Annotated in this window: 17 protein-coding genes and 1 pseudogene; 8 read left to right on the top strand and 10 right to left on the bottom strand. The window is 64.9% G+C overall.

The window, feature by feature from the left end; all coding sequences use genetic code 11:
* The first annotated feature begins 12 nt into the window (after positions 1-12).
* From F8D48_RS01465 to F8D48_RS01455, 3 genes are all read left to right on the top strand, one after another.
* Positions 13-708, top strand: a complete 696-nt coding sequence (locus tag F8D48_RS01465; RefSeq protein WP_151429675.1) for a DUF4956 domain-containing protein — start codon at positions 13-15, stop codon at positions 706-708.
* Positions 709-779: 71 nt separating this feature from the next.
* A complete protein-coding gene (locus tag F8D48_RS01460; RefSeq protein ID WP_170272688.1) occupies positions 780-2,426 on the top strand; it encodes a carbohydrate-binding domain-containing protein in 1,647 nt (548 codons plus the stop codon).
* On the top strand, positions 2,342-3,058 hold the full coding sequence (locus tag F8D48_RS01455; protein ID WP_151429673.1) for a carbohydrate-binding domain-containing protein: 717 nt from the start codon (positions 2,342-2,344) through the stop codon (positions 3,056-3,058). The genes F8D48_RS01460 and F8D48_RS01455 overlap by 85 nt, the downstream gene beginning before the upstream one ends.
* A gap of 250 nt (positions 3,059-3,308) precedes the next feature.
* Here F8D48_RS01455 and F8D48_RS01450 read toward each other — a convergent pair whose 3' ends face one another.
* The 7 genes from F8D48_RS01450 to F8D48_RS01420 form a co-directional block, all read right to left on the bottom strand.
* Positions 3,309-3,989 carry a TorD/DmsD family molecular chaperone gene (locus tag F8D48_RS01450; RefSeq protein WP_151429672.1) on the bottom strand — a complete coding sequence of 227 codons (681 nt, stop codon included), beginning with the start codon at positions 3,987-3,989 and terminating at the stop codon, positions 3,309-3,311.
* Between the two features lie 114 nt (positions 3,990-4,103).
* Positions 4,104-4,988 (bottom strand): DmsC/YnfH family molybdoenzyme membrane anchor subunit, encoded by an 885-nt coding sequence (locus F8D48_RS01445; RefSeq protein ID WP_151429671.1) that lies wholly within the window; start codon positions 4,986-4,988, stop codon positions 4,104-4,106.
* 2 nt (positions 4,989-4,990) lie between these two features.
* Complete coding sequence (locus F8D48_RS01440) at positions 4,991-5,578, bottom strand: 4Fe-4S dicluster domain-containing protein (protein WP_016309643.1); 588 nt, start codon at positions 5,576-5,578, stop codon at positions 4,991-4,993.
* Positions 5,579-8,467: a molybdopterin-containing oxidoreductase family protein gene (locus F8D48_RS01435; protein ID WP_151429670.1), complete on the bottom strand. Its 2,889-nt coding sequence runs from the start codon at positions 8,465-8,467 to the stop codon at positions 5,579-5,581.
* Between the two features lie 40 nt (positions 8,468-8,507).
* Complete coding sequence (locus tag F8D48_RS01430) at positions 8,508-9,242, bottom strand: hypothetical protein (RefSeq protein WP_151429669.1); 735 nt, start codon at positions 9,240-9,242, stop codon at positions 8,508-8,510.
* The gene (locus F8D48_RS01425) at positions 9,229-10,221 is read right to left on the bottom strand and encodes a 4Fe-4S binding protein (RefSeq protein ID WP_170272687.1); all 993 of its coding nucleotides are present in this window, start codon (positions 10,219-10,221) and stop codon (positions 9,229-9,231) included. The genes F8D48_RS01430 and F8D48_RS01425 overlap by 14 nt, the downstream gene beginning before the upstream one ends.
* Positions 10,214-10,879, bottom strand: a complete 666-nt coding sequence (locus tag F8D48_RS01420; RefSeq protein WP_016309639.1) for a 4Fe-4S dicluster domain-containing protein — start codon at positions 10,877-10,879, stop codon at positions 10,214-10,216. Before F8D48_RS01420 ends, F8D48_RS01425 begins: the two co-directional genes overlap by 8 nt.
* Positions 10,880-11,099: 220 nt before the next feature.
* On the opposite strand from F8D48_RS01420, the gene F8D48_RS01415 reads away from it, so the two are divergent.
* Both F8D48_RS01415 and F8D48_RS01410 read left to right on the top strand, forming a co-directional pair.
* A complete protein-coding gene (locus F8D48_RS01415; protein ID WP_151429667.1) occupies positions 11,100-12,665 on the top strand; it encodes a helix-turn-helix transcriptional regulator in 1,566 nt (521 codons plus the stop codon).
* Between the two features lie 366 nt (positions 12,666-13,031).
* Positions 13,032-14,411 (top strand): MFS transporter, encoded by a 1,380-nt coding sequence (locus F8D48_RS01410; RefSeq protein WP_170272686.1) that lies wholly within the window; start codon positions 13,032-13,034, stop codon positions 14,409-14,411.
* An 81-nt stretch (positions 14,412-14,492) separates the two neighbouring features.
* On the opposite strand, the gene F8D48_RS01405 is transcribed toward F8D48_RS01410, so the two are convergent.
* A complete protein-coding gene (locus F8D48_RS01405) occupies positions 14,493-15,809 on the bottom strand; it encodes an ATP-binding protein (protein ID WP_151429665.1) in 1,317 nt (438 codons plus the stop codon).
* Between the two features lie 294 nt (positions 15,810-16,103).
* On the opposite strand from F8D48_RS01405, the gene F8D48_RS01400 reads away from it, so the two are divergent.
* Entirely contained in the window at positions 16,104-16,409 is a 306-nt protein-coding gene (locus F8D48_RS01400) for a YerC/YecD family TrpR-related protein (protein ID WP_151429664.1), read from the top strand.
* A gap of 1,032 nt (positions 16,410-17,441) precedes the next feature.
* Entirely contained in the window at positions 17,442-18,239 is a 798-nt protein-coding gene (locus tag F8D48_RS01395) for a hypothetical protein (protein ID WP_151429663.1), read from the top strand.
* A 167-nt stretch (positions 18,240-18,406) separates the two neighbouring features.
* Here F8D48_RS01395 and F8D48_RS01390 read toward each other — a convergent pair whose 3' ends face one another.
* The gene (locus tag F8D48_RS01390; protein WP_151429662.1) at positions 18,407-19,879 is read right to left on the bottom strand and encodes an aminopeptidase; all 1,473 of its coding nucleotides are present in this window, start codon (positions 19,877-19,879) and stop codon (positions 18,407-18,409) included.
* A 273-nt stretch (positions 19,880-20,152) separates the two neighbouring features.
* On the opposite strand from F8D48_RS01390, the gene ngr reads away from it, so the two are divergent.
* Positions 20,153-20,761: a nigerythrin gene (ngr, locus tag F8D48_RS01385; RefSeq protein WP_016309632.1), complete on the top strand. Its 609-nt coding sequence runs from the start codon at positions 20,153-20,155 to the stop codon at positions 20,759-20,761.
* A 123-nt stretch (positions 20,762-20,884) separates the two neighbouring features.
* Here the strand turns inward: ngr and F8D48_RS12070 are convergent.
* Positions 20,885-22,827: pseudogene (locus tag F8D48_RS12070) on the bottom strand (N-acetylmuramoyl-L-alanine amidase family protein); the annotation flags it as partial.

The raw sequence follows: 22,827 nt of genomic DNA, 5'->3' as shown, positions 1-22,827 counted from the left end.
GAAAGGATTTTCATGTTCGATGCAACCTTCAGTTCTGTGTTCGGTACGGCCGACTCTCTTGTGGGGGCGGTGTCGGCCACTGATTTTCTGCTGTGCTGCGGTTTCTCGGTGGCGCTCGGTGCCATCTGCGCGGCCGTGTACATGTTCCGCCACAACTATACGAAGAACTTCGTGGTTACGTTGGCCCTGCTGCCGCTGATCGTGCAGATGGTCATCACCCTGGTGAACGGCAACCTCGGCGCGGGCATCGCCGTCATGGGCGTGTTCAACCTGGTGCGCTTCCGCTCCATTCCCGGATCGGCTAAGGACATCGGCAGCGTGTTTCTGGCCATGGCCGTGGGTCTGGCCACGGGCATGGGCTTTCTGGGACTCGCGGTGCTGTTCACCGCGGTGGTGGCCCTGGTGAACCTGCTGTTCGTGCTCACTCCCTTCGGCCGGCCGCGCGAACCGGGCAAGATGTTGCGCATCACCATTCCCGAAGACTTGGAATACGACGGCGTGTTCGACGCGGTGCTCGGGCGTTATGCGGCCGAGTTGGAGCTGGTGGAGGTGACGACCACCAACATGGGCAGCCTCTTCCAACTGACCTACCAGCTGCGCATGCGCGAGCCGGGGCTGGAGAAGGCCATGATCGACGAGCTGCGTTGCTTGAACGGGAATCTGAAGATCTCGCTGGGCATGACGCCCCAGGCGCGGGAAACGCTGTAACGGCTGCTGGGGGCCGCTTCGAGGGTTTCCTGAATGAAATGGAAATGCAATACGTTACTGGGAGGATGTGCATGATGAAGACGAATATGATGAACGGCACGGTTGAGCAGCGGCGACGGTGGGCGCGCGGGGCTCTGGCTTCGGCCTTGGCCGCTACGTTGGCGCTGTCCGGTTGCGCGGGCGGCACCTACGGCGACAATGCTGCTGAAAGCGGCGGGGCGGCCGGCGAGGGCGGCGCGGCTGGTGAAGGCGGTGGCGCAGCGGCCAGCGCCGAAGCGGTCGATTGGGACGCGCTCATCGATATTGCGGGGATGGACTTCGCCTACTCCGACCGCGACAAGGATGCCTCCTACGATACCGCATCGGCCACGAAGATCGCGCTTTCGGGCGCGGGCGCGACTGTTGAGGGCGATGGCGCTGCGGTGGACGGCTCCACGGTGACCATTACGGCCGCCGGCACCTATGTGGTGTCCGGCGAGCTTACCGACGGCGCTCTTGTGGTGAGCGCGACCGATCAGGATAAGGTGCAGGTGGTGCTGGCGGGGGCGACGATTCGCAACGCCGACGGCGCGGCGCTGAACGTGCAGCAGGCCGACAAGGTGTTCATCACGCTGGCCGATGGCTCGCAGAACACACTGGCCGACGGCGCGGCCTATACGCTCGCCGATGGCGAGGACGAGCCGAACGCGGTCCTGTTCTCCAAGGACGACCTGACTATCAACGGAAGCGGCGCCCTCACGGTGGAGGGCAACTACCGTCACGGTGTGAACTCCAAGGACGATCTGGTTATCACCGGCGGCACGCTGACCGTGACGGCTAAGGAGGACGGCCTGCGGGGCAAGGACTGCGTGAAGATCGCTGACGGCTCGTTTACGGTGACGGCCGGAGGCGACGGGGTGAAGTCGAGCAACGATGAGGACCCGACGCGCGGTTTAGTGTCCATCGACGGCGGCACCTTCGCCATGGATGTGCAGGATGACGGCGTGCAGGCGGCCACCTATCTGCGCATTGCCGGGGGCGAGGGAATCGTGAAGGCCGCCGATCATGCGTTGCGCTCCGAAGTGGAAGCGGCTATGACGGGCGGCTCGTTTACCGTGGAGGCTGGAGGCAAGGGCGTGAACGCCGAGACTTGCTTCACCATGGACGGCGGCACGCTGAATGTGACGGGAAGCGAGGAGGGCATCGAGGCCGAGGAAGTTATCGTGAACGACGGTGAGCTGAACATCGTGGCGAGCGACGATGGCATCAACGCCGCGGTGGCCGAGCGCTCCGACGAGAGCGCGGATGCTGAGGGGTCTTCGGCAGCTTCCAATGCGGCGGGGATGAGCGCGGAGGGCGGAGAGCCCCAGCCGCAGGGCGAGACGCCCGACGGCAACGGCGCGCCCGATGGCAGCGGTGTGCCCGACGGCGCCCCAGATGGCGCGATGCCGCAAGACGGCCAGGCACCCGAGCCCCCCGAGGGCTTTGACGGGCAGATGCCCGACGGTACCATGCCCGATCTGCCCGAAGGTGAGGTGCCGACGATGCCGGAAGACGGCCAGATGCCGGAGCCTCCCGAGGGGTTTGACGGCCAGATGCCCGAGCGGCCCGAGGGGGCGGAAGGCGGCCAGATGCCCAGGGCGGCCGCGGCGACATGGCCGACATGGGCGGCGCAGGCGGTCCTCTGGGCGCCAACGCGAGCGAGGATTGCCTCATCCAGGTCAATGGCGGCGCGGTGACTATCCAGGCTGGCGGCGATGCCGTCGACTCCAACGGGTACATCGAGGTGACAGGCGGCACGCTGCTCGGGGTCAGTTCCGGCAACGGCGACAGTGCGCTTGACTACGAGTACGGCGCCACCATCACCGGCGGCACGGTGCTTTTGGCTGGCTCGGCCGGGATGGCCGAGTCGTTTACCGAGGGCACGCAGCCCTTCGCGCTGGTGATGGCCCAAGGGGCCGCTGGCGCGGAGGTTGCGGTGGCCGATGCGGCCGGCACGACGTTGGTCGACTATACAGCTCCGTCCGCCTTCCAGTGCGTTGTTGTCTCGGCTCCGCAGTTGGCCGAGGGCGATGCGGGCACGGTGTCTGTCAACGGAACGGCAACTGAGTTCACGGCGTCCACCACGCCGACTGCGGGCGGCATGGGCGGCCAGCGCGGCGGCATGCGAGGCGATTTCGCTGATGGCGAGCAACCGCAGGGCGATGGCGGTCAGGGCCGCGGCTTCGGCGGTCGCCGCGGCGGCTCAAACGCCGAGAGTGCCCAGCAAGGCGAGGGCGCGCAGGGCGAGCGTGCTCAGGGTCAGGGAGAAAGCGCCGCCGCGGAATCGAGTGCGGCGGCGGGAGGCCCCCAGGGCGAAGTAGTCGCCTAGCGCCGTTTCTCCCCACGGGCGGCGCTCCGGCTGCTTTTTGGCTTCTTTTGAACGGTTTGGGAACCGAAAACGCCGTTTCGGCACTCGCTGAGAGTAGTCGGGACGGCGTTTTCCCAGGTCGCGCGTTTCGCCGATGCCGAGATTGCCTCCGATTGGTTCCAAAGTCGTGATTTCCAAGCCAAAAACGCGCCCATGCCCTACACTCTTCCCAGCAGAACGCGATGGGCGCCCAGATTCGGGGCGCCCATCGCTATGCGGCCAGTGATGCCGCCTCTTCGAAGGAGCGTTCCTCTTCGGCGACGAAGGCCTCCGTCAGCGCGAGGACGCCCCGGTAGAATCGGGTTTCCACCATCAGCCGCGCCTGGACCAGAAAATCCCGTACCCACGAGGCCACATGGGCTCGGAAGAAGGATCGCTGGCGCTCGAGAAGCTCTGCGGCCTGGCCTTCGTTTCCCGCGCGCAGGGCCGCGGCGGCATCGTCGCAAAGACGGCCCAAGTAGGCGAAGATGAACGACAGGTGGTCCTCGGGCAGGTCGACGCCCTCGGGAACGCGCAGTTGGTGCGCGCGCAGCTCCCGGTATACCTCGCTGCGAGCCTCGCCCATGAGCTGGCCTGTCCCCTGGGTACGAAACAGCGATTCGAAGGGCTGGGCCGTGCGGCCCTCACGGGTGCGGATGCCGTAGAAGGCACCGGTGAAGTCGGCGGCCAGCTCCTCTTTGGTGCCCGTGTGCCGCAGGCGCAGCGCTCCGTGCAAGTCGCGATAGGCCGGCGCGAAGGGGGATTCGCTGTCGCCGGCCAGCCCGGCGAGGTCGCTGGCGGCCAGGGCATCGATCTGCTCCTCGGACAGCGGCTGATAGTACAGCGAGGCGAGCAGGCGGTACAGGGAGGCGCGATCTTCGAGAAGGTCGATGGCGCAGGCGAGGTCGGTCATGGCGGTCTCCTTAGGTGACGAGTGGGTGGGTTGGGACGATTCCCTTGGCGGACCGTCCCGCAGGGGCCGGGGGAAAGTACCGGGAAGGGGCTTTCCCCCGGCCGGGGAACAACGCTACAGGTGCAGCATCACGCTGGGGATGCCGTGGGAGAACAGGTCGATGTAGCCGGTGGCGCAGGCCCACATGAGCATACGCAGGGCCACGCCCCCGATGGCGGCGCAGGCCACGCCGGCCACGGCCAGGGGAGCGGGTGCCTTCGCGGCCAGCGCGGTCATGCCGGCAATGGCGCAGGCCAGCACGCCGACGACGCCGCACGCCACGGCCCCGCCCCAGAACAGGACTCCTTGGGCCGCGACCGCGTCAAGGCCGAGGAACAGCCCGTAGGCGAGAATGCCCACGGCGTCCACGACGGCGCAGACGAGCACGGCCGGCCACAGCTTGCCTCCCAGCTCCACGGCACTGGCCGCCGCCCCGTTGGCCGCCTCATCGGCTGGCGCCTTGGTCGCGGCCGCCACCAGGGCGTAGGCGAAGGCGCCGAGGGCCAAAGACGTGCCCAGGTAGGCCAAGGGCAGCGTTTCGGTGCTCCAGGTGGGCTGGGCGTCGATCACGTAGCCGTGGCCGCAGAAGAACCCGATGGCCACACCGAAGATCACCGCCAGCACCGCCACAACTCGCACGGCGCCGTCGCGGCCCTCCTCACGGGTGAGCACCAGGTAGGCGGCGCCTGCGATGAAGCTCGCGCCCAGAAGCATCAGCTCGATGGAGATGCCCGAGAACGACAGCAGGTTCGTCACAGCGCTGATGGCGTTCAGCGGAGAGGCCAGGTGGGCCACCGAGCACAAACCGCCGATCACGAACAGGGCCAGTGCGCACCAGACGGCGCGGCGGCGCACCGTGCGCGAGCCGCCGAGCAGCTGGGAGAGCCCGGCGAAGGCGAGCGTGGCGCCGCCGGCTCCGGCCAGCAGCGAGAACAGGACGAGGGGCCATTGAATCGCCATGGTTACACCAGCTCCTTCCAGGAAGCGAACTTGGGGGACAGAATGTAGCGCGTGAGCGGCTTGGCGTCATTGGGATCGGGCAGCGTGTGGATGGCCTCCTCCGGATACTTCGCCAGTTCGCGGCTCACATCGGATTCCGGGTCGTCGTAATCGCCGAAGAAACGCGCACCGCAGTTGCAGTTGTGAACGCAGGCCGGCACGCCGTCGCCGTCAGCGGTGATCTGGGCGCACAGCGTGCACTTCTGCACCACGCCGGCGTCCTCGTTGAACTGGCGCACGCCGTAGGGGCAGGCGTAGATGCAGTACTGGCAGCCGATGCACTTCTCCTTGTCGATGAGCACCATGCCGGTTTCGGGGTCGCGGTAGCTGGCGGCCGTGGGGCATACGTGCACGCAGGCCGGGTTCTCGCACTGCTGGCACTGGGAGGGCAGCCAGTACTTCTCCACGTTGGGGAAGGTGCCCGTGGGGCCCACGGCGATCACCTTGTTGTAGAAATGGCCCAGGGGCAGGTCGTTTTCCAGCTTGCACGCCACGATGCAGCTGTCGCAGCCAGAGCAGCGATCCAGGTTGATCAGCAGACCCTTGCGCATTTAGAACACCTCCTCGGTGACAGGTTCGCCCGAAAGCGTGGGCATGAACGGTTGGAACTGCTCGCTCTCGATCCAGATGCGCTCGGGGCGCTCGGTCTTCTCGATCTTCACCGTGAAGGCACGGTAGCTGTTCGTGGCGAAGCAGGGGTTTTGGAACTCGTCGGCGGACATGATGTTGTAGCCGCACTCCTCGATGCCGGGGGTGATGGACTCCTGGGTCTCATCGAAGCACTCGGGGTTCCAGAAGCGCTCGGTGATGAGCACGCCGGGGGCAATGCCCTGGGTGAGGTAGGCCCGCGCGTTGGACGATCCGCGGCGCGAGGTGATCTTCACCCAGTCCAGGTGCTCGATGCCGTACTCCGCTGCCGTCTCGGGGTTGATCTTCAGCTCGGGGGCGGGCATGACCTCGCGGATGAAGGGCGCGTGGCGCATGGTGCCGTGGTGGAAGTGGGGGAGGCGCCCCGTGGTGATGACGAGCGGGTACTCCGGATCGTAGCCCGGCTGGCCCTCGACGGGGCTTTCCGTCGGCTCCTTGAAGGTGCAGATGGGGTCGTAGTCGTCGCAGCCCGGCTGGTCGAAGGGGTACATGTAGGGGAAGCCGGTGCGGGCCAGGCGCAGCATAGCCTCGGAGTACACGTCCACCTTGCGCGACATCGTGGCGAACCCGCGGGGCAGCCCGTCGCTCACCGGCTCCTTGTACTGGTAGTAGGCCATGTAGTCGTCCATGGGCTCCTCGGTGAAGCGGTGGTCGATGTCATCGAGCATTTCCTGCCAGCTTCCCTTGCCCATCTGCTCGGCCCAGGCGGCCCGGGCCGCCTCCAGGCTCTCGAAGAACGGCACCTTGTAGGCGTCGGGGTCGAACACGTTCTCGGCGCCGAGCTTCTCCACGGCGGCCTCGGCCACCTGGTAGGGCGACACGAAGGGGTTCACGGTCTCGCCGAGGTGCGTCACCTGGCAGCGGGCGTAGTGGCGGTTGAAATGGGTGCCCGGCGCCTCGTAGGAGTCGTATTCCAGCCACTCGGTGGTGGGCAGGAACAGGTCGACGGTCTGCACGGTGAACGAGGTCATGTTCGGGTACTGCTGGATGACGAAGTCCTGCTCGTCGTAGGCCTTCTTCCACTCGAGGGAGGGCCCCATGACGGCGTACTTGTTGCCCGACATCTCGTACATCACGCGCGGGCGGTAGGGCTCGCCGGTGGTGATGGCCTGCCGCAGCTCCTTCGGCGCGCAGGTCTGCCACTGGTGGATGCCCTTGTGCTCGTTGGCGCCCATGGTGTCGCAGCGGGACTGGAAGAAGTAGCGCTGCATCTCCTTGCCGTCGCGGCCCTTGGCGTCCCAGTCGGCCACGATGGCGTCCAGAAGCCGATCGTTCTCGGCCTTGGTGAGACCGGTGGTCCAGCCCAGGCCGTAGCGCTCGAAGGTGGAGGAGAACACGCCCAGGCGCTGGGTCGGGCGGTCGGCGGTGCGGCTGGCGGCGCCGTGGTTCTGGAAGGCGGAGCAGGGGGACTCCACGTAGCCGAGCAGCGCGTCGATGGCGAGCGCGCCCAAGGGGGCGGTGGAGGAGTTCTCCTGGTGGTCGGAGAACACGCCGTTGGACAAGCCGCCGAAGTCGGCCTTGGCGTACAGCTCCACGGCCTCGCGAATGCGCTCGGGGTCGAGCCAGCAGGTCTCGCCGGCGGCCTCCAAGGTCCAGGGCTCGGCCTCTTCCTTGTAAATCTGGCCCGCCGTCTTGGCCTCCTTGCCGTTCACGGTGGCGGTGGCGAAGATAACCGGGTCGACCGCGCAGTTCTCGGGGGCGGTGAAGGGGAAGGGCTGGACGGAGTTGGTTTTCGCGTCGAAGCACACGTAGGCCGGGGTGTCGTAGACGCCGGCGGGGTCGGCGGCCGGGTTCACGTAGTCGGGCCATACCTCCTCGGCGCGATAGGCCAGGCGCGTCTCGGGGTTGATGAGGAAGGGCAGATTGGTCCAGTGCTTGACGAACGCCTCGTCGTACAGGTTGTTCTCGATGATGTGGTGAATCCACGACAGCATGAGCGCGCAGTCGGAGCCGGGGCGCACGGGAAGCCATACGTCGGCCTTGGTGGCCTCGGCGGTCATGTAGGGGTCCACGACGATGGTCTTCACGCCGAGGTTCGACCGGGCATCGGTCAGCCCGTGGCCGCCGTGGGCCGCCTTGGAGGAGTGCGGTTGGCTTCCCCACAGCACGAAGACGCGCTCCGTGTCGTCACGGCGGGTGCCATCCAGCTCGGCGTTGTCGGTGATGCCCACCCAGCGATCCACGTTGTCCATGTCAACGCAGCAGTTGAAGCCCACCGAGGTGGTGGAGACGAAGTCGCGCGGCATGGCGCACTGGCAGGCGCCGGAGGCGAGGGAGTTGCAGCCGCCGAAGGTGTAGTCGAGACCGGAGGTCTCCCACTCGATGTAGGCGCCGCCGCCTCCGCGGGCGCTCCAGTAGGAGTAGGGACCGTACTTCTTCACGGCCGTGGCGATCTGCTCGCCGGCCAAATCCACGGCCTCCTCCCAGCTGATCGCCTCCCACCGGTTCTCGCCGCGCTCGCCGACGCGCTTCATGGGGTGCAGCACGTGGCGGGGGCTGTAGACGGTTTGGATTTGCGACAGGCACTTCAGGCACACGCCGCCCTTGTTCAGCGGGCCGTCCGGGTCTCCCTCGATCTTCACGACGCGGCCGTCCTCGGTGTACACGCGCACCGGGCAGCAGTTGGTGCAGCCATGGCAGGCGGTCTTGTGCATCACGCGCTCCACGGATCCGGCGGCGAAGGCCTGATCGGTCGTTTCGAGCAGCGGGATCGAGCCGGCGGCCGTCAGGGCCGCGCCCGTGGCCGCTGCGGCCTTCATGAAGCCGCGTCGGCTGATGGTTCCCTTGGTCATGGGGGTCCTCTCTTTCCTCTCTACGGTCAAAATGGCGTTCCTAGCGAAGTTGCTGCAATACCTTCATTCCCCTCTCTGTGATCTTCCATCCATCGTTCCAGGCAAGGCCGCCCGAGCGTTCCAGTGCGTCCACGAAGAAGCTCGGCTGCAGGGGTTGGCTTGAGGTGGTGCTCGCGAAGGCAGCGGCGGGCCGGGCGCGCAACAGCGCCTCGATCTCCTTGAAGGTGCGCTGCTCTCGGCAGAAGTCCATAAGGTCCAAGTAGGTGGTAAGCCGCTGGGGCACGAGATCGAAGAGGCGTTGCAGCCGCTTCTCGGGCGCGAGGTCCTCGGCCACCTGCTCGCCGACCGGCGTGGTTACCACGGCGTAGGCGAAGGTGGCATCCTCGATCTCGTCGGGAGTGAGCCCCGCCTTGGCCTGGGGCGTCAGGGGCCGGCCCGTCTCGTCCAGCTCCAGCCAATACAGGCCGCCGGCGTGCACGAGGGTGTGGATGAGCCGGTAGGGGCTTTGGGCCACCGAGGAGAACTCGGGGCAGGTTCGGGCCGCCTCCTCGGCTTCGGCGAGCGTGCGCTGGGCGGTGCAGAAGGCGAGCAGCTTGAGGAAGATCTCGCGGTGCAGGGGCGCCCGGTTCACCGTCTCGGTAAGGGCGGCCACGGCTTCCTCGAAGGTGGCCTCGGCGCTGGCGTCGGCTTCGGGTGCCGATGCGGGGTCGGCGGCCTTGGGCGCAAGATCGCCGTCGGCGGCATCGCAGGGCGCGGGCGTGCTAGCGGTTTCCACGGGTCAGTCCTTTCTTCGTGAAGCGGATGGCGTCTGCGGGGCAGGCGGCGGCGCACTGGCCGCAGCGGGTGCACTCGGCCAGGGCCCGGTCGCCCAGATCTCCCGCCGGATCGATGAACTCGGGGCAGGCAGCGGCGCATACGGTGCAGGGCGTGCCGTCCTTGCGCAGGCAGAGGTCGGGGTCGATCTTGGGACGCGTGGCCTTGCTGAAGTTGGCCACGAGCCCCATAAGGGCGCTGATGGGGCAGAAGCGGTGGCACCATTTCCGTAGCAGGGTGAGCTCGGCTACGATGATGAGGGGGAACACGATGAGGTCCAAGGTGGGCTCGTTGAACCCGACGAGGCGGTAGAGGGCGATGGCCGTGGCGAAGGTGAGGCCCACCGGGCAGATGAGGCAGAACACGGGAAACCCGCAGATCGCCGCCGACACAAGCGAACCGCCGAGCACCACATGGCGCCCGTCCACCTTCGCGAACCGTCGCTTGGCGGCGCCATCGGCGGGGGCGAGGGGCTTTTCGCCGGGCTTCTTCTCACCGCAGCCCGCACAACCGGCGCACGCGGCCAGGCGCCCGCTCACATGATGGGCCGCCTCGATGCGCGCCGCCTTGTCGGCCTCGCGGCGCTTCTTGCCCGACAGGAACCGGTCGAGCGGCGGGATGGGGCACACCCAGCTGCAGAAGGCCTTGCCCACGAGCAGCACTACGGCGGCGGCCACGGCCAGGATGATTACGGCCCGCGCCACGAAGGTCCCGGCGCCGAAGAGCGATTCCAACGCGCCGAGGGGGCATACTGCCGCAATGGACTCGTAGCCCACCGAGCACAGGGTGCCCGAGCCGATGCCGGTTACCAGGCCGATGACGAGAAGGGCGAACACGATGCCCGGGACGTACCGACGCACGCGACTCACCTTCGAGCGGCTGCCCTCCTCCGGCTGCGCGGAAACCTCGGCGCCGTTTTCGGGGGTTGTCGACTTAGCCATGCCACACCTCCACATTGATGCCGCGCTTGTTGCTGGCGTCGTAGTTGCGATAGGCGCTCGTGGGGCAAACGTACTCGCAGGCGCCGCAGCCGTTGCAGCGCTTTTCGTCCACCACCAGGCGCCCGTTCTCGTCCAGGGACAGGGCGTCCCACTCGCAGGCATCGATGCAGGGCGCGTTGCACGTGCCCGAGATGCCGTACAGCTGGCACTCGGCCTCGTCTACCACGGCCATGCCGATCTTGTCCACGTAGGGATCGAAGGCCGTAAGCGCCCCGGTGGGGCAGGCGGCGATGCAGCGGAAGGCGCCGTCGCACATGTCGCAGTAGCCCTCGCGGAAGTCCATGATCGGCAGCCGCGCCCCGATAATGCCGGGGGTGAGCCCCTCCACGCCGATGGCGGCAAGCGGGCAGGCCGCCCGGCAGCGGTCGCAGCGGATGCACGCGCCCCAGAACCGGTCGGCGTCCTGGCCTCCCGGCGGTCGCAGGCGATCGGTCTCGCCGCCGAAGGCCGCCGTGGCGCCCCCGAAGGCCAGAAGCCCTGCGGCCATCGCGGCGCCGCCGATGAGCGACCGGCGGCTAAGGCCTGGCTTTTGGGGGCGTGTCGCCCCGCCGTCCTCTTGGAGGCTCGCGGCGGAATCCGTTTTCTCCCTCGTCTTCACGCTCTCCCCTCTCCTCGTCTCTTCCCGCGCCCTTATCGGCGCGGGGAATCTGCTACACTTCCGGGAGGCTCATCCACTCGTCAAAGCCGAGCCTCCCGTTGGCATCTAGGTTAGGGGCCGGCATTCGCGCTGAACATTCTCCGAAGCGCTGTAAATTGCCATAAGCGGGCCTCCACCAAAACGCTTAGGGATTGTGTTTCCGCAGGTGAAAAGAGGGGTAATGGTTGGAGTGGGAAAAGATGCATCAAATGAGGGGCGCGTGGGCGGCCCAGCGGGCCAGGCGGCGGAGAGTCTCTTTCCCGTGCGCTTTTTGGGGTTCGGGTTCTTCTGGGCGTGGCTCCTTTTGGCGGGGGTGACGCCCTCTCCGCTTATCGGGGCGCCGCTCTGCTTTGCGAATGCGCCGTTCGAGATGGTCGAACTGTCGGTACGGGCGCTGGTGCTCGTGGCCGTGCTCCTCGCCTCGCGGCGGCTGGCCTCCGTTGCCGGGCAGCGCGGGCTGCTCGTGCTCGGTGTTGCGGCAAGCGCCGCGTCGGCCCCGCTTGTCCTCGGCCTCGGGGGTGCCGGCGCGGCTTCGGCCTCGGCGGTGGCGGCCGCCATCGGCGAGGTGTGCATGTTCCTGCTGTGGCTCTGCTTTTTCGGGTACATGAAGGTGGGCGAGACCTTCGTCCTGCTCGTGGGGTCCTACGCCATCGGCTCGGTGCTCTTCCTTCTGACGGCGGCATTGGGCTTCAACGCCATGGCAGCCGCATCGGTGCTGTTCCCCGTGCTGTCGGGAACGGCCTTCGTGCTCTCCCAGCGCCTCATGAAGGCGCGGACGGGCGAGGAGCTGTTCGTCGAGGAGCCGGTTTCGGGCGACGACGCCCGAGAGGCGGGAGGGGGCATGCCGCCGGCCGCCGCCTTTGCGGCCTCTCGCCATGGGGCAGCGGGCGGCGCGGAGAGTCCCGTGCGCCAGAAAATGCGCATTGGTGTGGCCCTTGCCCTGTACTCGTTCTCCTTTTCCCTCTCGTGCGGCATCGCCCTGTTCAGCGGGGAGGGAGTGATCGGGGCCTTCACGGTGGAGCCGGCGGCCATGATCGTGCTGGGGGCTATCTGCGCGGCCTTCTTCAAGTTCGACCATCGGCCCGATCGGCCCTACAAGCTCTACCGGGCCGTTGCCCCGCTTATCGGGGCTGGGTTCTTGCTGATGGCCGTCTCGCCCCTTCCCGACGAGGCAGGCGGCTTCTGCGTTGCCCTGGGCTACGTGCTCTTCGAATTGCTGGTCCTCAACGACTGCTGCAACATCGTGAAGGCCAACGACGCGTCGCTCCTGCGCGTGATGGCGGCGGCCCGGCTGGCCATTACGCTGGGAATGTTCTTAGGCTGGCTGGCGGCGTTTGCCGCGGCCTCCTTGGCGGGTGCGGCGGAAAGCGTGTCGAGCTTGGTGGCCCTCGGGCTGTTCGCGGCTCTGGTTTCCGTCTCGCTGGTGTTCACCGAGCGCGATATGACCTCCTTCGCCGCCGTTGCCGACGATCGGGCCCTATCCGAGGGTGCTTTGGAGGGTCCCACCCGCGAGGAGGCCTTCGCCGCCTTCGCCGAGCAGCAGGGGCTTTCCCGGCGCGAAGCCGAGGTGGCGTCCTATCTGCTCGCGGGGCGCACGACGAGCTTCGCCGCAGAGAAGCTGTTCATTGCCGAGTCCACGGTGCGGGCCCATGTGCACAGCATCTACCGGAAGTGCGGCGTGCACTCCCGCATGGAGCTCATGGACGCCTTTGACGAATGCTGGTCGTTCAAGGCCTCGGATCTTTAGCTTACGGGCTTGCTCTGGTAGTCGCCTAGCGCCGTTTCTCCCCACGGGCGGCGCTCCGGCTGCTTTTTGGCTTCTTTTGAACGGTTTTGGAACCGAAAACGCCGTTTCGACGCTCGCTGAGGGCAACCGGATCGGCGTTTCCCCAGGTCGCGCATTTCGCCGATGCCGAGATTACCGCCTATCGGTTCCAAAGTCGTGATTTCCAAGCCAAAAACGCGCCCATGCGCTACACTTTTCCTAGCAGAACGCGGCGGGAGTGCCGTCGTGCGGCTCGTGCGCCGCGCCCGTGCTCCCGTATCTACGCTGCCTGCGGCTGCCTTTCCGGTTCTGCCGCGCTCCACGGTACGAACTCGAGAGAGGAAGGGCATGCGCACCCCGTCTTTGGCCCCGTTGCTGGCCGTGTTCTACGGCTGCGGCTTTCTGGCCGGCTTCAACGAGAATCTGGTGAACATGGCCCTCGTGGCCATTATGGGCGACTTCGCGGTGGACGCGGTGACGGCCCAGTGGCTCGTCACTGGCTACATGATCGCGGTGACCGTGGTGGTCACCTGCATGGCGTATTTGTACCGCCGCCTGCCCATGCGCACGCTGTTCTTCGCGGCATCGGCCCTGAGTATTGCCGGTTCGCTCGGCGGCCTTGTCGCCCCCAACTTCGCGGTGCTGCTGGCGGCGCGTCTTGTGCAGGCCGTGGGCACCGGCGTGTTCATCCCGCTTATGATGAACGTCATCGTCGATCGGGTACCCCACGAGAAGATGGGAGCCTACCTGGCCATCGGCTCGGCCATGATTACCGTGGGGCCCGCCACCGCCCCCATTGTGACCGGCTTCATGGTGAGCGGTCTGGGGTGGCGCAGCGTCTTTCTCGTGCCGCTGGCTGCCGCCGTGCTCCTCGTGGGCGCGGGCGCCTTCGTGGTGCGCGACGGACGCGAGCCGGTTGCAAGCCGCTTCGATGTACCCTCGGCGCTGCTCGTGGCCCTCGGGGTGACGCTGCTGTCGGTGGGCCTGTCGGAAGTGGCCCTGCATCCGCCAGTGGGAGCGACGGCGCTGGCCGGGTCGGCCGCGGCCCTTGGCGCCTTCGCGTGGCGCCAGGAGAAGCTTGCCTGCCCGCTCGTGTCGCTCGCGCCGTTGCATCGCCGGGTGTTCTGGCCAGCGTCGGTGCTCGTGATGATCACCATGATGACGTATTTCTCGCTCTCGGTGATGGCGCCGCTGTACTTCGAGGAAGCCGCCGGGCTTCCTGCCAGCACGGCGGGCCTGCTCATGGTGGCTCCGGTGTTGGCGAACGCGAGCGCGGCCGTGGTGGCCGGGCGCGTGCTCGACCGGCGCGGGGAATGGCCCGTGCTGCCGGCGGGCCTCGGACTGGCGACCGCGGGGCTTGCCGTGACCATCGCCGGCGCCCTCGCGGGTTCGGTGGCGGCGGCCACGGTGGGCATCTTCTTCGGCTACCTGGGCACGGGCATGGTGCTCTCGCCGGCCCAGACGGCAGGGCTGCGCCGCCTGCCCGACGAGCTGGACTCCCATGGCGTCACCCTCATGTCCATGGCCGTGCAGCTGTCGGCGTGCCTGGGGCCGGCCACCTACATCGGCGTCATGAGCGCTGCCACCGCAAGGGCCGCTGCCGCCGGCGCTCCTGCGGCCCAGGCGAGCGCCGAGGGATTCGCCTGGGCCATGGCCGTCGCCGCTGCCGTCGCCGCCTGCGGTTTCGCGGCTGCCATCGCCTACGCCCGCTTCATGCGCCGCGCGTAAAGCGGGCACGGCGACAGATCACGCTGCCTCGCACCGCTTTACGAAGGTTGCGAAGGGGTTCTCTGAGAAACTTCTGCATCCCTAGCTTACAAATCGTGCGAACCAATCGGGAAGCAGGCCCGCGGCGTAGAGGGGGAGGTTCACCACCCAGTCCTGCTCCTTGAAGGGGGAAAGCGAGAGGCGCAGCCCCCGACCGAGGCGGTTGCGCTCCACGAACAATCGAAGGCTCTTCGCCTTCAGGTTCGTAGCTGCCTTCGCCTCAACTGCTACAACCGAGCGGCCGTAGTCGTATACGAAGTCGACCTCGCCCGAGGAGTTCTCGGCCGACCAGTAGTAGGGAGTTGCCTTCCCCGAAGCCACCAGCTCCTGGCACACATAGTTCTCCGTAAGAGCGCCCTTGAACTCGGAGAAAAGCTCGTGACCTTCGACGAGAACCGAGGCGTCGAGCCGACTGGCGGCGCCGAGAAGTCCCACGTCGAGCAGGTAGATTTTGAAGGCGTTCCTGTCCTCGTAGGAGGCCGGGGGCAACTCCGGCTTCGCGATGCGGTTGACCCGCAGGAGCAGCCCGGCATCGACGAGCCATTGGATGGCCTCTTCGTAGCCGCGGGCGCGGGCTCCCGTGCGCACGGCTGAGTAGACGAACTTCTTGTTCTCGCGGGCGAGCTGTCTGGGGGCCGAGTTCCACACGAGACGAATCTTTTCCGCCAGAGAGGCGTCGGCGTATTTGGAGAAGTCGTGCTCGTAGTCGAACAAAAGTCGGTTCTGCTGCTTGCGCGTTTCGCCGAAGCTGCCTGTGTCCGCAAACGTCTGGACGACTTCGGGCATGCCGCCGACGAAGTAGTAGTTGCGCAACTGCTCGATATAGCGCTCGGAGAGGGAGTCGACCAAGTCAAAGTCGGCGTCTTCCAGCGCGCGAAGCATAGGTTCGTTGCCTGTCGCCAGCAGGTACTCGTCGAAAGTCATGGGGTAGATGAACAGATGGTCGACTTTTCCCACGGGGAAGGAGGTGCCTCGGTGGAGGGCGACGCCCAAAAGCGACCCCGCCGCCACGAGCGCTGTCTTGGGGCTGCGCTCGGCGAAGGTTTTCAGGGCGGTGAGCGCTCGGGGACACTCCTGTATTTCGTCGAGCACGACAAGCGTTTCGGGGTCTTTGGCATTGACGCCCGTGTACAAGCTTATGGCGTCGAGCAAGCGGGATGGGGCCAGCTCGCCATCGAATTGCCGCCCCATGGCTTCGTCTTCGAGGAAGTTCACGTGGGCTACGGCGCTGAAGTTGGCGCGGCCGAACTCTTTGATGAGCCAGGTCTTTCCTACCTGTCGCGCGCCTTGCACGAGCAACGGCCGGCGCCGTGGGGAGTTTTTCCAGGCGATGAGATCTTTCATGGCGAATCGTTCCATAGAGACCTCCTTTCCATGGTAGGGAGGTTACCATGAGCGCGCATGCTTTGCCAGGAGAAATGGAGTATTCCGCCTGAAAAGTGGCACAAATGCCAATTATTCCGACGTAAAAGTGGCATCAAGGTACTTGCCGGCTGTTAAGGGCCCAGAGGTGCTGGCGCGGGGTAGTACATCTGATTTCTCCGGAGTCCCTTGTCCCCTGCTCCATCGCTTTAGCGCGTTGGAGTACAATGGTCTGTACTGATAAAAGGCTGGCGGCAAGCTTGCGGGCTTGCGAGGTATGGGAGGAAGTCGATGGCTGATATTCGCACGGCGGACGTGGATGACCTGCTGACGGTTTTGGCGACGCTTGACGAGCCCGATGACGTTTTCGCCCTGCTGGAGGATTTGTTCACTGTGCGTGAGATTCGCGAGACCTCCCAGCGCCTGCTGGTGGCGCGCCTGCTGGCGGCGGGGAAGTCCTATGCGGCCATCGAGGCGGAAACGGGCGCCTCGGCCACTACCATCGCCCGCGTGTCGAAGTGCCTCAGCTACGGTTCCGGCGGCTACAAGCGGGCCCTGGCCATTCTGGGCGAGGAGCCTCCCGTCAAGGCATCGTAGCACGCATCGTCGAACTCGCCGTGGCCGAGCAAGGGACGGGCTGTATTCCCATGGAGAGTGCCTCTGAGAACAAGCTCGGGGAGCCCCACCCCCTTGGATTCCCGGCGCCGTTTATCCCATAGAAAAGAAGCGAGGCGGCCTGGGAAGGGCCGCCTCTTGCAGGGGTTCGAGAACGGATTGGGGAGATCTCGTTCTCGGGGAAGCGGGCCTGTTGAGGGGATGCCCGCTTCCAAAAGAGAGAAGAAGGAAAGGAAAGGGAAAGAGGAAAGATACAGGAGGATTTCAGCTCTTTTCCGTTTCGCTGATCGCAGTATAGGGCGCAATCTCTGAGGAACAAGGTCTGCAAAGCCTATAGTTACCGTCGCGTAAATAAGCGTCCATGTTCCCGTGACAAATCGCTGCCGCAGCAGGAAAGAGCGGGGGAGAAAAGCTGCGAAACTCTTGTTGCGGGGTACTTGTGGAGAAAATGTAAACCATAGCTAACACTCTTGCGACCTAGAAGAAGTTAACGTAATATAACTTTCGTCGGAAGGGGCAGGGAACTTCCGAGAAGGCGAGAGCCTTCCGATGAGCCTCGTGCCTGACGACACCTCCTCTCTTCTTGTTTTACTGGGTGGCGCAGCTTCTCCTCGTCTCGCTGTCGCCACAACATGAGGCCCGCGGATTCCCCCTCCCGCGGGCTTTCGTGTTTTTCGGGGACGGCGCCTGCGCCCCATCTCTCGGGGAGGGGTGATATCCAGGTTGACATGTCGTTAACCATTACCTTTCTCCTGTAGATTTCCCGCCGTTGACGCGGCGATTTCAACAGAAACAATGCCGTGGCGCAGGGGCTACGAAGAGGGCCTGCGCCTCCGATTCGCCCATAGCAGGGGTAATCATTTACTCGCAGGCTCAAGAGATGCTACGGCCACGCGAGAGCGCCGCTGTGGGTCTTTGGGCATGTTGGCGCGCGACACACGGGCGCCGGTACGGTATTTCAAGAGAAGAGCCGACGCGAGAATGGTGATGACAATGAAGCTGAGGAACATAGGCATGGCGGCCTTCGCGGGCTTGTTCGCCCTGAGTTTGGCCGGATGCGCGGAACCGACTGGCCAGGCGGCCCCCGCTGGGTCCGAGCGGGCAGTCGAGCAGGTGCAGGACGAGGGTCCAGCGGCCGAGCAAGCGGCAGTCGACGAGCAGGCGGACAAGGCCACGGCCGAACAGGAAGCAGCCAACCCCGCCGCACTCCAGATCGTCGATTCCGGCTGGTTCGCTGCTGACAACGGCATGGTCGACTTTGCCGTGAAGGTGCAGAATCCGAACAAGACCGTCGAGGCGGTGGATCCCGTCATCGAAGTGGTCGGCAAGGACGATGCCGGCAACGTGATCTTCGACGAGACCATCGAGACGCCTGGCGTGCTGCCGGATTCCACCTATTACTATTCCTATGTGGCCGGCTCCACGGCGAGCAAGGGCGCCGACTCCACGACGAGCGCCAAGCCCGCGACGGTGGACTTCGCCATCACGACCCCCGAGGGCTCTTGGCAGGCCACCGAGCAGAAGCTGGCCGATGTGTACGCCGTCGCCGACGGGGGAGCTGCCGACACCCAGTTCGGCGCCAAGGAGTTCACGGGCACCGTGACCGCGAGCGAGCAGCTTGACGGCGCTACCCAGTCGCGAGTCGATGTGATCCTGCTCGATAAGGACGGCAAGATCGAGGGCGGCTTCTTCAAGATCGTCGACACCGAGCCGGGCCAGGCCGCCGGCTACGACATCTACGCCGTGGGTGCCCCCGAGTTCGCCAGCTATGCCGTATACGCGAGCCCCTGGGCCGAGGAGGCTGCGGAATAGGGGCATGGGCTGCGTAGGGGCGTGGGCCGTTGCGGCGCAGTAGCGCCAGAGGCGCGCGTCGTCACGATATGAAACCGAGAAGGGCTCCCTGTGGGGGAGCCCTTCTGCATAGGCGGGGTTGTTGAATCCGGAGCGGCCGCCGCCGCGTGATGCGGGGGGGCGAGCCCTTACGACGCGTCGCGCAGGAAGGCCTCGTAGCCGCGACGGGCCTCGTAGATGTCGGCCTTGCTCGTCACTTCCCAGGGGGCGTGCATGGAGAGCACGGCTACGCCCGAATCGATGACGTCCATGCCGTACTTCGCGGGGATATAGGCGATGGTTCCGCCGCCGCCCGCATCCACGCGACCGAGCTCGGCGGTCTGGAAGCTCACGTGCGCATCGTCCATGATGCGGCGCACGAGGGCCACGTACTCGGCTGAGGCGTCGTTGGAGCCGCTCTTGCCGCGGGCTCCGGTGTACTTGTTGAACACGAGGCCGCGGCCCAGGTAGGCGGAGTTCTTCGCCTCGTAGACGCTCGCGTAGGCCGGGTCGAAGCCGGCGGACACATCCGAGGACAGCATGCGGGAACGGGTCAGCGCCCGGCGCAGGGCCAAGGGGCCGTCTTCTCCGGCCAGGGCCATGATCTCGGCGATGGTGTTCTCGAAGAACATCGATGCCATGCCCGAGGCGCCCACGCTGCCGATCTCCTCCTTGTCCACCAGCACGCACACGGCGGTGCGGGCGGGCACATCATCGCCCAGGGCCAGCTGGGCCGCCAGCGACGTGTAGGCGCAGACGCGGTCGTCCTGGCCGTAGCCGATGACCATGGAGCGGTCCAGCCCCAAATCGCGGGCACGGCCGGCCGGCACCACTTCCAGCTCGGCGGAGAGGAAGTCCTCCTCGGCAATGCCGTACTTGTCGGCCAGAAGCGACAGCACGTGGGCCTTCACCGGGTCCTTGCCGGCCGTCTCGCCCGTAGCTTCGGCGGCCTCCTCGGGCTCGGTGCCCTCGGCAGCTTCGGCATCCGTGTCCGTGTTGGTGGCCGCCGCCTCCACCAGCGGGCGGTTGCCTACGAGCACGTCCAGGTCCTCGCCCTCCACCACCTTCGCGCCCTTCTTATCCAGCTGCTGGGCGCCCAGGTGCGGAAGAAGGTCGGTCACGCAGAACACCGGGTCGGCGGGGTCCTCGCCGATGTTCACCTCCACCACGGTGCCGTCGGTTTGCGCCACCACGCCGTGCAGGGCCAGGGGCAGGGCCGTCCACTGGTAGTTCTTGATGCCGCCGTAGTAATGGGTGTCCAGAAGCGCGAAGTCGTTGGCCTCGTACAGCGGGTTCTGCTTGATGTCCAGGCGCGGCGAGTCGATGTGGGCTCCCAGGATGTTCAGGCCCGCAGCCAGGGGCTCGCTGCCTACGTGCACGAGCACGACGGCCTTGCCCTGGGCGCAAGCCCACAGCTTGCTGCCCGGGCCCACCGGGGTGCCGGCGGCGATGCAGTCGGCCAGGGAGTCGTAGCCGGCGTTCTCGGCGGCGGCGATGGCTGCCGTGGCGCATTCCCGCTCGGTCTTGTTCTCCGAAATGAAGTCGATATAGTCGGCGGCCAGCGCCTCCAGCTCGGCCAGGGCCGTCTCGTCGTATTGCTTCCAGGCCACGTTTCGTTCCACAGCTGCCTCTTTCTCGCGGATGCCAGATGCTGGGCCCAGTATGCTACGAAACCGCAACGGATGGGCATGTCCCCAAGGAAAATCCAGGGCGCGCACCCATAATGGCCTTTGGTGCGGAGCCTATGCGCGGTCAGCGGGCGGCTCCCGTGTTCCCCCTGTGAAAAGGGGACGGGAAATGTTGCTTTGAGGTTTCACGCAATATCTTCGTACTATAATGATCGCTGCCATTTTCGGGTGGCCGAAACAAGAAGACGAGTCAGAAGGAGCGATTCCATGAATCTGCGTGACGTTATTCCTACCGCTGAGAACTCCAGCAACTTCAACGTGGTTCCCGAGGCCATTACCGAGGTGGGCACCACTCTGGAGAACCTGAAGGCCGCCGTCTGCGGCGAGACCGGCGCTTCCGCCAAGTACGCCGCCTGCGCCGTGGCCGCCAAGGAGCAGGGCTTCGACCAGATCGCCCGCCTGTTCGAGGCCACCAGCGCCGCCGAGCAGATCCACATCGGCCTGGAGGCCGGCGTGATCGCCGAGATGGAGCCGGGCTACGAGCGTCCCGCCGCCCCCGAGGCCGAGGGCATCGCCACCGACCTGAACCTCATCGCCGGCGCTCTGGGCGAGATCTACGAGACCTCCGACATGTACCCGAACTTCATCAAGGTCGCCATCGACGAGGGCAACAAGAAGGCCGAGATGGTGTTCACCCGCGCCAAGCTGGCCGAGGCCGTGCACGCCGAGCTGTACATGGACGCCTACAACAACATCGACGCTCCCACCGACGAGGCCTACTACCTGTGCCCCATCTGCGGCTACATCCACAAGGGCGACGACTTCGAGAAGTGCCCCATCTGCTTCACCCCGGCCGACAAGTTCCGCAAGTTCTAAACCTGTTGCGGAAAACGCGCATTGCAAAGATGACCGTCCCGAAGGACGGTCATCTTTGCCTGTTACGGCCGCATTTACGTTTCAAGAGCTTTCCTGGGCGTAGATGAGAAGGCCCGGATGGCCCTAGAGGTACATGGTGCAGCCGTCGGTCAAATGGTCGCTGTAGGTGCCGGGGGCGACGCTGCCGTCGTAGATATACCCACAAGAAGGTGTGACGTTGGTCTTGCCATCGATAGATCCTTCTGCAACCATTTGCTCTACTTGACTGCGTGTGAGTACCAGATTGGGCGATGCGGTTTTCAGTGCCTCGACTTCTTGCTTAAACCAGAGAAATACTGACCGTTCTCTGGCCTCATAAAAATCGAGGGCGCACCAAACATCGGATTCGGCAAAGTATTGATAGGTGACGTTTCCCGTTGTAATGTCGCCGCTCTTTCTCTTGTATGTGACGTTGGGAACGACGATATTTGCTTTAGGAAATTCGGTAAACGTAGCTCCTGCTCGATACTTTTCGAAGGCATCTATGTAACGCCCGTCAACCCAGCCTTCCGATACGATGGCTACGGTACCCGTCGGCCCCATGGTGGCATAGCCCAGGGCTCGTTCAGCTGGCCGTGGGCCTATGCCAAGCCGCAACCATCCTCCCTCCCCCACAGTGGCAGTCATGCTTTCGCCATCGACCTGATGGAGGTATGTTTCGGCACGTGCTGCCGAACTTTCCGTACAGGAAGCCCATGCTTGTCGCAGAATGCTCATAGAGAGGTTCGTGCCAAACCCAACGTCGGTGCCATCAAATTTGAATCGCCAGGGAATAAGATCGGAATACAGCACGCCTGGGCCACCATTGCCCTGGCCGCCATAGGTCTTAGTAGTTCCATTAAAACTTATGGTCACTTTATCGTGAGTAGAACCAGACTTGATCACGCAAGAGGGGTTAATTCGTTTTGCAACGGCTTCCATCATCCCCGGCATACCGAGAGAATCGAGGGTGAGTCCGTAAGCGCGGTTGAGGAAGAGGCTTCCATGTTCGTACATTCCTTCGATATACGATTTCAACTCAAGTTCGGGGTACCGTGCAACAAGAAGCCCCGGATACGCATTCGCATTTGGTTGACTCGTATTTAGCAAAGTTTTCGGGTAAATCGCAAGATCATTGAGTATAGATTGTACGGCATCTAGCTTTCCGAAGAAAGTGTCGTTGTCGTTAGTGTAAGTGCTGATAAGGTAGTCTTCGGCATCCATAAGAGGACCGACGTCTATTGTGATGCCGGTATCGCCGGCGCCATAGCCCTCGGTATATATTTCATCAGTTAGAGCTATTACTTTGAGGGCGCCTCCGTCAGATTCATACTTCCCCTTTTCGAATAGATAGCCCTTGTTGGCGATGCGGCGAGTGCTCTTGTTCGTATATTGAACATCGGCATAAATTGTTTCAAGGCTGTCGAAGCGGACAACTTGCCCCGTAGAGGCATATTTGCTCGATTCGTCGACTAAGCAGAAGCTATCGGGATCAGGGTTATTGGTTTCCACGAAGACGACAGTATTTAGTGTGCCGTTAATAATAGGCCTTACCTTGTAGGTGTAACTGCCCACACGCTGGACGAGCTGCTGCGAGGGGGTAGGTGCTGGGCGAGACGGCTGATCAGTGCCGGAATTGTTGTCCGGAATAGAAGGCTTCTGCTGGTCAGAATTGCTGAAACCTGGCACCCATCTTCCATCGGGCCCAACGTAGTAGTTGCCAATCCAAGCGTTTGTTGCCATGGCTCCAGAGGAGCCAACATAATAATTGCCAATCCATCGGTTAGTCTGCATGGCGCCCGATCCGCTCAGGTAGTACCAGGTTCCGCCGACCTTCTGCCAGCCGGTGGCCATGGCGCCCGAGGACTTCAGATAGTACCAAGCGCCCCCGACTTTCTGCCAGCCGGTCTGCATGGCGCCGGATCCGCTCAGGTAGTACCAGGTTCCGCCGACCTTCTGCCAGCCGGTGGCCATGGCGCCCGAGGACTTCAGATAGTACCAAGCGCCCCCGACTTTCTGCCAGCCGGTCTGCATGGCGCCGGATCCGC

Origin of the sequence: Adlercreutzia muris (assembly GCF_008831045.1) — a bacterium.
GTDB lineage: Bacteria > Actinomycetota > Coriobacteriia > Coriobacteriales > Eggerthellaceae > Adlercreutzia > Adlercreutzia muris.
Note: the sequence above shows the minus strand (reverse complement) of the source record. Positions and strands in the feature narration are given on the sequence as shown.

Coding starts and splice junctions, on each gene's coding strand:
- F8D48_RS01395 (WP_151429663.1), top strand. CDS start 17,442: ATGGCGGCCTTCGCGGGCTTGTTCGCCCTGAGTTTGGCCGGATGCGCG.
- F8D48_RS01405 (WP_151429665.1), bottom strand. CDS start 15,809: ATGGAACGATTCGCCATGAAAGATCTCATCGCCTGGAAAAACTCCCCA.
- F8D48_RS01435 (WP_151429670.1), bottom strand. CDS start 8,467: ATGACCAAGGGAACCATCAGCCGACGCGGCTTCATGAAGGCCGCAGCG.
- F8D48_RS01455 (WP_151429673.1), top strand. CDS start 2,342: ATGGCCGACATGGGCGGCGCAGGCGGTCCTCTGGGCGCCAACGCGAGC.
- F8D48_RS01460 (WP_170272688.1), top strand. CDS start 780: ATGATGAAGACGAATATGATGAACGGCACGGTTGAGCAGCGGCGACGG.
- F8D48_RS01465 (WP_151429675.1), top strand. CDS start 13: ATGTTCGATGCAACCTTCAGTTCTGTGTTCGGTACGGCCGACTCTCTT.
- F8D48_RS01425 (WP_170272687.1), bottom strand. CDS start 10,221: ATGGCTAAGTCGACAACCCCCGAAAACGGCGCCGAGGTTTCCGCGCAG.
- F8D48_RS01450 (WP_151429672.1), bottom strand. CDS start 3,989: ATGACCGACCTCGCCTGCGCCATCGACCTTCTCGAAGATCGCGCCTCC.
- F8D48_RS01440 (WP_016309643.1), bottom strand. CDS start 5,578: ATGCGCAAGGGTCTGCTGATCAACCTGGATCGCTGCTCTGGCTGCGAC.
- F8D48_RS01445 (WP_151429671.1), bottom strand. CDS start 4,988: ATGGCGATTCAATGGCCCCTCGTCCTGTTCTCGCTGCTGGCCGGAGCC.
- F8D48_RS01400 (WP_151429664.1), top strand. CDS start 16,104: ATGGCTGATATTCGCACGGCGGACGTGGATGACCTGCTGACGGTTTTG.
- F8D48_RS01410 (WP_170272686.1), top strand. CDS start 13,032: ATGCGCACCCCGTCTTTGGCCCCGTTGCTGGCCGTGTTCTACGGCTGC.
- ngr (WP_016309632.1), top strand. CDS start 20,153: ATGAATCTGCGTGACGTTATTCCTACCGCTGAGAACTCCAGCAACTTC.
- F8D48_RS01415 (WP_151429667.1), top strand. CDS start 11,100: ATGGTTGGAGTGGGAAAAGATGCATCAAATGAGGGGCGCGTGGGCGGC.